General features: G+C 38.8%; 14 protein-coding genes and 1 pseudogene. All 15 read right to left on the bottom strand.

The window, feature by feature from the left end; genetic code table 11:
- Window positions 1-47: 47 nt before the first annotated feature.
- Window positions 48-899, bottom strand: a complete 852-nt coding sequence (locus tag ACF8FD_RS16150) for an MBL fold metallo-hydrolase (protein WP_392453576.1) — start codon at window positions 897-899, stop codon at window positions 48-50.
- A gap of 32 nt (window positions 900-931) precedes the next feature.
- Entirely contained in the window at window positions 932-1,726 is a 795-nt protein-coding gene (locus ACF8FD_RS16155; protein WP_004762972.1) for a sulfite exporter TauE/SafE family protein, read from the bottom strand.
- A gap of 91 nt (window positions 1,727-1,817) precedes the next feature.
- Window positions 1,818-2,720 carry an ABC transporter ATP-binding protein gene (locus ACF8FD_RS16160; RefSeq protein WP_004762974.1) on the bottom strand — a complete coding sequence of 301 codons (903 nt, stop codon included), beginning with the start codon at window positions 2,718-2,720 and terminating at the stop codon, window positions 1,818-1,820.
- Window positions 2,721-2,733: 13 nt separating this feature from the next.
- Window positions 2,734-3,588, bottom strand: a complete 855-nt coding sequence (gene ntrB / locus ACF8FD_RS16165) for a nitrate ABC transporter permease (RefSeq protein ID WP_004762976.1) — start codon at window positions 3,586-3,588, stop codon at window positions 2,734-2,736.
- 11 nt (window positions 3,589-3,599) lie between these two features.
- Window positions 3,600-4,979 carry an ABC transporter substrate-binding protein gene (locus tag ACF8FD_RS16170; protein WP_004762978.1) on the bottom strand — a complete coding sequence of 460 codons (1,380 nt, stop codon included), beginning with the start codon at window positions 4,977-4,979 and terminating at the stop codon, window positions 3,600-3,602.
- A gap of 11 nt (window positions 4,980-4,990) precedes the next feature.
- On the bottom strand, window positions 4,991-6,328 hold the full coding sequence (locus ACF8FD_RS16175; RefSeq protein WP_004762979.1) for an FAD-dependent oxidoreductase: 1,338 nt from the start codon (window positions 6,326-6,328) through the stop codon (window positions 4,991-4,993).
- A complete protein-coding gene (locus tag ACF8FD_RS16180; RefSeq protein WP_004762981.1) occupies window positions 6,325-7,455 on the bottom strand; it encodes an acyl-CoA dehydrogenase family protein in 1,131 nt (376 codons plus the stop codon). Before ACF8FD_RS16180 ends, ACF8FD_RS16175 begins: the two co-directional genes overlap by 4 nt.
- 239 nt (window positions 7,456-7,694) lie before the next feature.
- Window positions 7,695-9,335: a sigma-54-dependent Fis family transcriptional regulator gene (locus tag ACF8FD_RS16185; protein WP_004762984.1), complete on the bottom strand. Its 1,641-nt coding sequence runs from the start codon at window positions 9,333-9,335 to the stop codon at window positions 7,695-7,697.
- A 229-nt stretch (window positions 9,336-9,564) separates the two neighbouring features.
- Window positions 9,565-10,326 (bottom strand): twin-arginine translocase subunit TatC, encoded by a 762-nt coding sequence (tatC, locus tag ACF8FD_RS16190; RefSeq protein ID WP_004762866.1) that lies wholly within the window; start codon window positions 10,324-10,326, stop codon window positions 9,565-9,567.
- Window positions 10,327-10,734: a twin-arginine translocase TatA/TatE family subunit gene (locus ACF8FD_RS16195; RefSeq protein WP_005001549.1), complete on the bottom strand. Its 408-nt coding sequence runs from the start codon at window positions 10,732-10,734 to the stop codon at window positions 10,327-10,329.
- 46 nt (window positions 10,735-10,780) lie between these two features.
- Window positions 10,781-10,990 carry a twin-arginine translocase TatA/TatE family subunit gene (tatA, locus tag ACF8FD_RS16200; protein WP_004762869.1) on the bottom strand — a complete coding sequence of 70 codons (210 nt, stop codon included), beginning with the start codon at window positions 10,988-10,990 and terminating at the stop codon, window positions 10,781-10,783.
- A gap of 77 nt (window positions 10,991-11,067) precedes the next feature.
- Complete coding sequence (cynS, locus tag ACF8FD_RS16205) at window positions 11,068-11,517, bottom strand: cyanase (RefSeq protein ID WP_004762871.1); 450 nt, start codon at window positions 11,515-11,517, stop codon at window positions 11,068-11,070.
- Between the two features lie 55 nt (window positions 11,518-11,572).
- A complete protein-coding gene (locus ACF8FD_RS16210) occupies window positions 11,573-12,130 on the bottom strand; it encodes an OsmC family protein (protein WP_004762872.1) in 558 nt (185 codons plus the stop codon).
- A gap of 323 nt (window positions 12,131-12,453) precedes the next feature.
- Window positions 12,454-12,660: pseudogene (locus tag ACF8FD_RS16215) on the bottom strand (IS5/IS1182 family transposase); the annotation flags it as partial.
- Between the two features lie 40 nt (window positions 12,661-12,700).
- Window positions 12,701-12,915: IS3 family transposase (locus ACF8FD_RS16220; RefSeq protein WP_032042818.1), on the bottom strand; the 215-nt coding region annotated here is incomplete at its 5' end.

Here is a 12,915-nt window from a genome sequence, read left to right on the forward strand (position 1 = left end):
GCCTATAATGTTCCTAAGAATGAATAATTATTAATTATGAGGCCTTACTAAATTTGATTTAATGGGATCTTCAAGTATTGGACTCCATTTTGACTGGTAGGTGGAAATTTACCTGCTGCCAAGTTAATTTGAATCGCATAAATCAATAACTGAGGTGGACTTAAAGTTGAGTCACGCTGCTGTCTCATATGTACAAAACTAGTTTTATCTACCTCTTGCTTAATATGAATATTTTCTTTTTTCTGTTGATCTACCGTACTTAAAAATTCATGTGATCTATAAGTCGGTGGATAATCGTGGCATAAATAAATTTTAGTGCTATTAGGAAATGCTAAAATTTTCATAATAGATTTATACAGTTGATATGCATTTCCTCCTGGAAAATCACATCTCGCAGTACCAATATCTGTTGCGAATAATGTATCTCCGACAAAAATATGCTCCCCTACTTTAAAGGCAATATCTGCTGGAGTATGACCTGGAACATACAATGCCAGAGCCTGATGACCACACAATTCAAAGACTTCATCTTCTTCAAAGAAATAATCAAATTGAGATACTGTTGCTGGAGAAAGATCATAGATAGGATGAAACATCTCAAATACAGAGTGGATATGCTTACTTACCCCAATCCTTCCACCTAATTTTTGCTTTATATAAGTTGCAGCGGATAAGTGATCTGCATGAATATGGGTCTCTAAAATCCATTCAAGATGATATTGATGATCTTGAATATATTCAATAATTTCATCTGCATGCGATGTCGAAGTTCTCGCAGAATTAATCTCATAATCAAGCACTGAATCAATTACTGCACATTTTTTATTTTCTGTATCAGCAATCACATAACTAAACGTTGAACTTATTGGCTCTAAAAATGCTTGGATACTAAGCGCCATAAATAACCTCTATAAAATATTAATTTTAAAATTTATTTTGCAATCAACTGACTCGTCATGATGCATGCTGTACACAACATAATTGCTGCACAAATACGCTGTAAAATGGGTTGAGGAATATAATTAATTACCCATCTTCCCAGAATAAGCCCTAGGATCGACATCACAATAAAAGGGTAACTCGTTGCAGGTATATGCATGCCTTGATAAGCCATGATGCTGATTGTAGATATTGAAACCAAAGCAACCACCATCAAGGATGTTGCAATAATACTATGCAGTTTTATATCGCTACTCGCTGTCATTCCAGGAACTATAATAATCCCTCCCCCAATACCCAATAAGCCACTCAATAAACCTGAACTACCGCCTAAAAATCCGAGTTTCTTAAAACAGAGATATGTCCAATTGAGGCGATGAGTTTCAGAGTTAACCAGACATGGCGCACTTGATAGCATGCTGGTTGCTTTCGTTGATGAACTGGCTTTTCTCCAAAGCTGAATGGCTGAATAAAATAGAAAACAGACAAATCCTGTCAAACTTAGCGTTAAAGGAATATAGTTTGCCAGCAACAAACCTAGGGGAACTAAGCAAAAACCAATCACAGCCATATACAAGGCAGCTCGATAGCGAACGATACCCTTATTGAGTCCCTGAACTGCAGCCCAACTTGCAGATAAAGCAATCGCTAACAGAGCGATGGGCTTTGCCTCTTCAAAGCTATATCCTAACCCCATCATGAGAATAGGAAGTGCAACGATGCCCCCACCGCCCCCTGTTAAGCCTAGTAAAATTCCAACAAACAGACCAAAAATGACTGTAAGCATGGCCACCTCCATTAATTTCCATTAGAAACGAATGAAATTAAAGATTCAGGCATCAACATACTCTCAATGTCACACGTGGATGCCTAAAAGGTTATACAGGTTGTTCCTTCATTTGCTGAACCTGTCCAATTGAACTTTTCTCATCACTGACATCTCTGGCTTTTAGGCCAGGATGAACATGTAAAGGTTCAGCATCAATTGGAATAAGATCTTTTTTCACTTCTTTGGAACGTCTTACTAAAAAGTCAATCAGATGGTTACGGATCTGATAGTATTGAGGGTCATGGTGCATCGTTTCACGACTTCGATCACGAGGTAAAGTATTCACCACAATTTCAGCTACACAGGCTTGAGGTCCATTACTCATTAACATGATTTTATCTGCCAGTAAAATGGCTTCATCAATGTCATGAGTAATCATAAAGACTGTTTGTTTAGTCATTTCACAGATTTTGAGTAGCTCGTCTTGAATCACACCTCGTGTTAACGCATCCAAAGCACCAAATGGCTCATCCATCAGCAACATCTTAGGTTCTACTGAAAATGCCCGTGCGATGCCTACACGTTGTTTCATTCCACCTGAAAGCTCACTCGGCTTTTTCTTGCCTACATTTTTGAGTCCAACCAAATCTAAAAATTTAGATGCGTGTTCTAGAGTCTTCTGTTTGGACCAGTCTGGGTAACGTGATTTAATTGCAAAACACACATTTTCTTCAACTGAGAGCCAAGGCAACAAAGCATGGTTTTGAAAGACTATGCCACGATCTAGACTTGGCCCCTTAATCTCCTTACCTGCCATAATAGCAACGCCTTCACTGGCCTCTTCCAAACCTGCAATCACGTTTAAAATTGTACTTTTGCCACAACCTGAATGACCAATTACACAAACAAACTCACCTGGCATAATGCTAAAGTTAATATGTTCAAATACAGCAGGTTGATCTTCACGGTAGCGTTTTGCTAATCCTTCGACTTTGATAAAAGGTGTATTCATCTTATTCTCCGATTTATTCTACATAAGTCACTTTCTTTTGCAGTTGTCCAAACATCATGTCGAGTAACATCCCAATTAAACCAATTAGAAAGACTGCAAACACGACATTGCCAATTGATAGGTTATTCCATTGATTCCATACAAAGTAACCAATACCTGTACCCCCTACTAACATCTCAGCAGCAACAATCACGAGCCATGCAATCCCCATTGAAATTCGCATACCAGTAATGATGGTAGGTGCAGCAGCGGGTAAAACTACCAAGAAAGCTTTACGAAGTGGATTCACTTCTAGAACTCGCGCCACATTGAGCCAATCTTTACGTACAGCTGCTACACCAAAAGCGGTATTAATCAGCATCGGCCACAGTGAGCAAATGAAAATCACAAAAATGGCAGAAGTCGTTGAATCTTTGATGGTATAAAGTGCAATCGGCATCCAAGCTAAAGGAGAAATCGGTTTTAAAATCTGAATAAATGGATCAAGAACTTTGTATAGCAAAGGAGAATTACCAATCAAGAAACCCACAGGTATCGCAACCATTACCGCAAGTAAAAAACCAATCGCTACACGGCCCAGAGAATGCATCAACTGGATACCAATACCTTTGTCATTTGGACCATTGTCATAAAATGGATCTTTGAGCTGATTAATAGTGATATCAACAAACTGATTGGGTGTCGGCATGCCATTATTGGCTTTGACATTTCCATATTCATCTGGAATTTTTCCCATCAACTTTGCATATTCAGTTTGTTCACTGGTCATACCTGTCTTTGGTTTTGGCATTGTTGCGATTTGCCACACCATCAGAAGTGATAACATGAGAAAACAGGATAAAACCGCTGACTTTAATTTCAAGGACATGTGCAGTACTCCTATGATGTGCGTTTGATTTTGAAACTATTGATATAGGCATCGGGCTGGGTTGGATCAAAAACCTTCCCCATCACAATAATTTTTTTTCTCTTTTGATATTCGTTTGGATGGAATACACCCAATTCTTTCATTTGCTTTTCAGCATCTGTCATTAGGAAAATCTGCTTGGCAATATCTTGATAATTCACGTTTGCTTTGAGATAACCCCAACGCTTCATTTGGGTTAAGATCCAAATCGCCATCGAATCCCATGGCATTGGATCGAACCCTGCACGATTCGGTTGGTAAATTACATTACCCAAACCATCTGCAAAACGGCCTGTTAATGTCTGCCGGACCACAATTTCAGGTTGATTGAGATAATTTGGTTTTGAAATCACCTTAGAGATGTTCATCAAATTTTCTGGCTGATTCGCCAAATTCGCTGACTTCAAGATTGTGCGATACAATGCGGCAAAGGTATTCGGGTTTTGCTGAATAAAGGCTTGAGATGTTCCAAATGCACAACATGGATGACCATCCCAAATGTCTTTAGATAAAATATGAATAAACCCCACTTCTTCATAAACAGCACGTTGATTAAATGGGTCAGGGCCCAAGAATCCATCAATGTTTCCAGCTCGTAAATTTGCAATCATTTCCGCGGGTGGCGTCACTCGAATCTGAATATCTCGGTCTGGATTTAAACCATGCTCAGCCAAGTAGTAACGCAACAGAAAGTTGTGCATGGACTGCTCATAGGGAATTGCAAAACGGAAACCTTTCCAGTTTTTTGGGTCACGGTTATTTTTGTGCTTTAATGCCAAAGTAATACTTTGACCATTGGTGTTCTGAACTGATGCCACTCGCATAGGCTGAGCACTTGAACCAATCCCCATACTAATAAAAATAGGCATCGGTGCCAGAAAGTGTGAGGCATCCAGTTCATTGTTCAGCATTCGGTCGCGCACCAAAGCCCACCCTGCGACCTTTTGAAGTTGCACATTTAGACCTTGCTCCTTATAAAGTCCCATTGGATGCGCCATGATTAAAGGTGTGGCACAGGTAATTGGAATAAATCCAACATCCAGCGTTTTTTTCTCCAAAGGTCGTTTTTCTAAAGCCATGGCTTGTAAGGATTGAATAGGAAGTATTGAACTGATCGCAGCTAAAGCCGTACCAGCACCAACCGTTTTTAGAAATTGTCTTCGTGTTACTTCTTTCGGAAAAATTGCTTTCATCAATGCAGCTTCAACAAAATCATGTGAGTTCTGCTCAATCGCTGATTCGGTTACTTGAAGCGCAAGCTGATGCTCTGCCTCCGATGAATGTTGACCACATTGACATCTACCCAATGTTGAGTCTGAGGCATAGGGGCGATAACGGTTATGATGTTCCATATGCGTACTCCCTATTTATGAGCCATTTTAAATTCGGCTGTGATCGTTGTTTGATGGCGTTGTTGCATATGCAACATCCCTGTGTGATCTTCAATACTTTCCCAAGGCAGATCAGTTTTTGGTGAACCTTGGATTTCAATAAAAACCGTTTTGGTTTTAAGTTTGATCAACGGTATGCTGTGTTGATAGCCTGTATGCTCTTTCTCTAAAATATGATGTGAAATGGCTTGAGCTTGTTTAGCAATCGGCTCAATGAAACGACAAGGCGAACCATTTAAACTGATACAATCACCTAGTGCATAAATATCAGGTTGGCTTGTCTGTAATGTCATAGGGTCAACCACATAGCCATTTTCAAAGGCTAAACCCACTTGTTTAGCCAATCTTGAATCGGTTCTCAGGCCCAGTGAAACAATAATTAAATCAACTGTTAATGTCTCACCATGATCTAAATACAAAACTTTTTTACTGCCCTTTTCCTCAATTCTTTTAACTTGGGTATTACCATAGAACTGGATACCAATTTTCTCCTGCTCTCCGACAAGTTTCTGACCAGCACATGTCGGCAATAAAGTGGATAATGGATATGCATTACGTTCAATCAAATGCACGCGATGTCCCGAACTGGCTAAATCCTCTGCAAGTTCACACCCAATCATTCCTGCCCCGACCAATGCAATACTCGCCTCAGAGTTAAGTCGGTTTGAAAGCGCCTTCCAGTGATTTAAGTTATTGATACGCCAGCAAGTCTTTGGGGAAAATGGCGCGGGAAGAAAAGACTGTGCGCCTTGAGCAAGAATCAATTTGTGATAAGAAAACATACCACGTGTGGTGCGAATCATTTTTGCTTGCACATTGATTCCTGTTACAAAGCAATGTGTTACCAATTGAACATTTAGTCGTTTAGCTTTATCAATCGCACTTTCTTTCACTAACTGATCGGGGGTGCGCTGGCGGGAAAATGCAACAGAAAGCTCAGGCTTATGATAAACATTAGCCTCACACGCACTGATAATTGTAATTGGTCTATTTAAATCCAGGCGACGTATATTTTCAGCAGCAGACCAACCGGCTAAGCCAGCACCCACAATAATAATTTGCTCTGCTGAATTTTTAATAAATGGACTGCTATCGGCTGAGATTGATGTGTAATCAAGTGCCACATAGGGTTCAAAATCCAGTTTGGTTACACCGCATAAAGGGCACTCCCAGTCATCAGGAATATCCTCAAAACGCGTACCAGCAACTAGACCACTATCTGGATCGCCTAGGGCCTCGTCATAAATCAGACCACATGCTCGACAGATATATTTTTTCCATTCGATTGCTGTTGTTTGAGTGTTTTTCATGCTGGTAACTCCTCTTTAAGCAGTCGTTGCATTTCCCAGCGCAAATGTTTAATAGCAGGGGTGACAATCGCAACAAAATGGGCTTCTCGAATGCGACGTTGTGGAGCGGCCGTTTTTAAATATCCTCTGGCACCTTGATGCAGTAATGCAGATTGTGTCGCCCGTAAGGCTAATGATGCTCCTTCAGCACGTGCGTCCAAAACATCTAAAAATGCTTCTGCTGGGGCTGTAAGTGGCTGTTTAGCCAAACTCATTACCCGTGACAAAAGACTATCGAGTTCGAGTTGTAATTGTTCCGCTGAATCCTCTAAATATTGATTCACATGACCTAAAGGCTGACGAACTTCTAAAATAGAATCGATACTTCCAGCAACCAAGCCACTTGCCATCCCCGCCTGAAGTAAAACGAAGGCTTGTTTCACTTTTTGAATGAAAGGTTTTGCTGGCACAGCTATTAATTGATCGGGTGACACAAAATAGCTATCTAGATTAATTCTCCAAGTGCTAGTACCTTCCATTCCCGAGAATTCAGGACACTGACTTAATTTGACCCGTTCATCCAGATCAAGGATGAACATAATTTCATATGGCTCTTGTTGGTCATTGAGAGGTTCTACCATAGCGATTGCGCCACAATACTGACCGTATTGAATATGACTCACCCAAGGTAAAGTGCCAGACACCTCATAACCATCACCCACTTTTTTTGCCTTAAAGACCATTTTTTCAATGCCCGCAAATGCTTTCATTGGATTGGAAAGTGCAGTTCCTCCAAAGCTATTTCCTTCAGAATGATCTTTTAAACGTGCAATCAACGCAGGATTATTTGACTCTTGCATATATAAGCCGCAGACCATATGGCACCACATTAAAAATGCAGTTGAGCCACAAGTTTTTCCAACTTCATGCATCGCTAAAAGCGCCAGATCATAACGACTACCGTACATGTTTAAATGTGCCGATAAAGCCCCTGTTTGAGCCAATGCTTGCATGACATCTAAAGGATAATAGCCCTCATCAATGCTTTGAACTTTAGGTAACAGTTTTTCTTGGATGACAGATTTAATTTTCGTTAAGAATTGATCGGCATGCGGATGTTGTTCGATGTGAATATTTAAACTGGTCATTTGGTTATTCCTTCTCTTATCAGATTTAAAGCAATGTGATCAATCATGGAGTAGATGATTCACTGCTCGTTTAAATCATTTAACGGCTCTATGCCATAAGGATTGCAACCATTGTGCCAAGCATTAAAATTATTTTTTATTATTAATTTTCAATAATTTAATTTCTTAAAAAATTTTATAGTTCTTTATTTTGTCAAACATTATTTACAATGTCTGACATTTTGTACAAACGAACAAACTCAATTGGATTGTTCGTTCATTTTACCCAGACGATAACTAAACTGCCGTGGTGTCATTCCTAACAATTGCGCAGCTCGCGTTTTATTTCCACCCGCGCGCTCCAAAGCAGTCATCAATTCATTAATCTCATGTGAATCTGCTTTTGCATAGGGACGAATTGAAAAATTATTTGGCATTTCAGCTGGATATGGCATATGAAATGCAGCCGATGCTATAGGTGCGAGATGATGTCGTCTGCTCGGAAGGTGAATATTCTCTGCCTTATTTTGAGTTAAGAAAAATTGAATATCTTCTGAACTTACAATCGACTTATCACTAAGTAAAACCAGACGTTCAATAAAATTAGAAAGTTCTCGAATATTCCCAGGCCAAGTATGCTGTTGTAACTGATCCAATGCACTTTGATTTAAATGCAGATTTTTCTGATTGTTCTGATTCGTTTTATTTAAAAAATACATTGCCAGTAAAGGAATATCACTACGGCGTTCAGCTAAAGAAGGCAGTTGAATTGGAATTACATTGAGTCGATAGAATAAATCCTGTCTAAAGTTACCTATATTAACTTCATGCGCCAAATCCCTGTTAGTAGCTGCTACGACTCGAACACTGATTTTAATTTCAGACTTTCCTCCCAGACGCGTTAAAGTGCCTTCTTGTAGAGTTCTCAGCAGTTTGGTTTGCATCGGCATCGGCATTTCCCCAATCTCATCAAGGAAAATTGTCCCACCATTGGCCTGTTCAAAAAAACCAGCTCGCATACCGACTGCGCCAGTAAATGCTCCCTTCTCATGACCAAATAATTCAGATTCAAATAAGTTCTCAGGAATTGCAGCACAGTTAACTTTGATGAACGGTTCTTCTCGGCGTGGACTTGCCAGATGTAGCGCACGTGCGAATAACTCTTTGCCAGTACCAGATTCCCCCAATAAGAGAACGCTCGCATTGGCTTGTGAAACCTGTTCGATCGTGGTGATAGCTTTGAGAACTTGGGGGGATTTTCCAACAATACCATAACGTGTACTGTCCGAATGGAACATTTTTTTTAACCAATCATTTTGTAATGCCAACGCACTGGTTTTGTCTTCAATATGCTGATACATATACAAAATCTGGCTAATCATAGTGGTCAAGATTTTTAAGATCGTTAAATCATCATTCATCATCCGCCTTCTCAACCGAATACGATGACAAGCCAAGACCCCCACAGTTTTAGAATCCACCTGAATAGGCAAAGCATAAAAAGAGACTATTTCCTGAGGCAGATTTTCACGCTTAACACTACGCGCTAAAAAATTATGATCCTCATCGATGTTTTGAACAATAATGGTTTGTCCCATCTCTAAAACACTACCTGTGATCCCCTCACCTAGCGCATAGCGACCACGTTCAACTTCTTGACGCGTTAAACCATAGGCATATTTTATGCTACCAAATTTTTTATTGTCTTCTAATAAGATAATACGACCACGATTTAGTCCCAATAATTCAGACATAAGATGAAGGATTTCTCTAAATACAATTTGGGTATTTAGTTGCTTACTAGCCAAAGATGTCACTTGTTGTAAAAGCAACATTTCCTGGGTACGCCAATAGGCTGTTTCCGTATTGAGCTGGGTCACTTCGTTAACGTTATTGCTCATGTTAAACGTATCCCTTCTAATTCCATATTAATATTTAGGGATTGCTTCAGCAAAACCTGTACCAACTGGAGATTCTTATCAACTAAAATTTTGAAAAAACAACAATTATGCTCATTTAATGAGCACAAAGAAGCATTATACAACTACAGACTAACTGGATTAAGAGATGATTTGAATTCTACTTTGATGGCAACTAAACTGAAATTCTAACTAACTCTAAAGTGTATGTTTAATTGATCTCTATACGTTTTGTATTTAAATATAACTGTGAAACTGCTAAACCAATTTCAAAGAGCAAATACATAGGAACCGCAAGCATAATCATGCTCAGTGCATCGGGTGGTGTAATAAACATTGCTACAAAAAAACAGCCCACAATAACCAAGCGACGTTGTTGCTTCCAGACATGGACTGATACGATTTGATTGATAGAAAGTAAAAAAATTAAAATCGGAATTTCAAAGATCATTCCAAAGATAAAAAATAAACTCAAACAAAATTGAAGATAGCTTTGAATATCCGTCATTGGTAATACACTATCAGGACTAATACTCATAAAAAAATGGAGTGCTGTCGGTAAAACAAAATAATATGCCCCGCTCGCCCCTAGATAAAATAAACCAATCGCACATAAAAATAACGGCAATACCAGTCTCCGTTCAATATGTTTAAGGCCCGGTTTAATAAAGTTCCACAGGCAATACACCAATATTGGCAAGCTGATTAATACACTGACAAATAAAATGAGTTGAAGCGGCGCAACAAATGTTCCTGTAACCGTGGTTGCAATCATCTGACTTTGATTAGGTAATTGTTCAATTAGGGGTTGGGAAATCCACTCATATATAGTTTTGTGAAAAGGTAATAATCCAAGCACCAACAACATTACAAAACCAAGCATTTGAATCAAACATTTTCTTAAAGCACGAATGTGTCCTGTTATTGGTAAAATTGCAGTATCAGGTTCAGCAAGTACATATGATTTTTTCATTTAAGCTACCTCCTGCAAGTGCTGCTTTGAAGCGTTATGCTGCAAATTTTGTTGTGTTTTCGCTGCCCAAATTTCCTGCTGCAATGCATGACTATGTAATTGATGGATTAAGCCAATAGTACATAATTGACTCGAACGGATCTGAAATAGCTGCTGAATGAACAGACTGTGATAAGGAGAAAATGCAATTGGGTCAAGGTAAATATATTGCTTTCGGGACAATTCTATAGGACTACAATATTTTTCGATTTGTGCTTCTAAATCATAAATATTGCTGTCAAAAACATACTTTGTCTTTTTATAAAAAGAACGCGCTTTTACCAAAACAAATGGTAGCTTTTCTGGACCCAGAATTAAAATTGCTAGAATGACAAACACAATGAATTCTGTGATGCTTACATTAAGCATAGCTATCCCTCCTTAAATCAGCACATCATGTTCTCCATTGCACTGACTACTTGTCCTGTGCAACTTGAGTTGTTTTGTGATTCTGCTTTAAGTCATCCTGAGAATTGCCGATCATGGCGGAATCATCATTGATACTGTGCCGAAAATCTTTCATTGCAGTACCTAAATCACGACCAAGAGTTTTAATACGTGAAGTACCAAACACCAAAATCAGTACAATCAGCAAGACCAAAATATGCCAAATGGATAATCCCATGAGATTTTCTCCCAAAAATTAACGTTGTGATAGAAAATATCTAAAGGCTCATGCATGAGCCTTTAGTCGTAATAGAATTAGTAACTCTTATATGGCAAGAATTTGCCTGAGAGGACGACATTGACACGGTCACCATTTGGATTGCTTTCACGCTGGATATCCATACTAAAATCAATCGCACTCATGATCCCGTCACCAAATTCTTCATGAATTAGTTCTTTAATGGTTGAACCGTAAACACTAACTACTTCATACCAACGGTAAATCAGTGGATCGGTTGGAACAGCTGTAGGTAATGACCCTTTGTAAGGGACAATTTGTAGCCATGCCACCGCTTCATCAGACAGATCAAATATTTCGCCCAATTTTTCAGCTTGTGCTTTATCAAAAGCCATTTGGCCTAGACAACCTGATGTCACCCACTCTTTTGATAAGCCAAGTTGCTCTGCAACGTCAGACCACTTTAAACCTTTCATGACTTTGGCTGAGATAATTTGTTCTGTGACCTGATTTCGATTTGTAATCATCATTTTTTCCTAAAATTTTATAAAAAGTGAAAATAAAGGCTTAGATAAATTCTATTTATTCACCCATTAAACTGATACTAAATGCGATAGGATTACGCATAGAATTGGCAACTGGTGAGTAGAAATTGGCATGTTTCACAATTTCATCCAATTCTTCACGTGTTGCATCCCCCTCAATTAACACTTTGACTCGAATCGCTTGGAAGCCCATTTCTTCAGGCGCTTTTAATGCACCACCTGCACCCCAAGCAGCAGGATTACCAATATCTGCTTCTAAGAAAATTTCTAGCTTGCTTAATGGGATACGTTTCCATGTCGCTACAGCTGTAATACCAACAGCTAAACACCCCCCCAAACCAGAAAGTACAATTTCACCTGGTGCTGGTGCGGTATCTTCACCAAATAAATGTAATGGCTCATCCACCACAACAGGTTGATGGTTTCCTACATAACTTAAGCTTCGATACATGCCTTGCATGATGGTATGTACCTTATTTCCGCCCATGCTCTGTGGGTTATTACGGCCTTTTTCAGCAAAGGCCATTAAGCCATCACGGTCAATCGGTTTAAGATGAGTTTTTACAGTTTTAGCTTGCTCGATTACATCTGACATAGGTTTCACCTTTTAGGTTGATCAATTGGTTATGTCATGTAGATAGCAAACTGTGTGCCAATAATTTTTATTTAACAAAAACAATAATATAAATATTTTTCAGTATTTTTTTCAAATTCTTAATTAGACATTGATTACAAAGTTCAACATTTTGTCCGAAGTGTCAAATGCTATATATTCTATGTTGCTTAAAATCTTAGTACTGAAAAATGAGTTCATTAGCGAGGCCAATCTAAGAAAAATAAAAATTTCAAAAAAATAGTTATCAAACAGCTTTGTTGCATAAAGCTTTTAAAGGCAAAGCTCTCCTAGGCGCCTCAAATTTAAGTGAAAACTTGGGTATGAGGTCGGCCTAATTCTGTAAATTTATTTAAAATGGTTATACGGGCATGTACCTCATTGACTTGGCTTTGAAAGTTCCTAGCACTGAGTTTATCGCCTAATCATTTGATGGAATGCATCTTGGTTTCGACCAGACTCCGGCAATAATAGTCTGACCATTTTTTCCATAGTGTCTTGCCAAAACGTTGATATACGCTGAATTATCAGGAGACTTTCCCTTGGGAGATTCTAGGCAGCCAACTTATAAAAGTCTTCGGCCATTTGATTTGGTGTCTTAAAACCCAAACCCTTTTGAATTCTTCGATGATTATAAAATAATTCAATGTATTTTATAATATCTGCTTTGGCTTCTTCTCTGGTTTGATAGTTGTAATGATGCACTAACTCATTTTTCAGTATTCCCCAAAAGCTTTCAATCGGTGCATTATCGTAACAGTCTCCGC

The organism is Acinetobacter sp. TYF_19 (assembly GCF_043105125.1).
GTDB lineage: Bacteria > Pseudomonadota > Gammaproteobacteria > Pseudomonadales > Moraxellaceae > Acinetobacter > Acinetobacter johnsonii.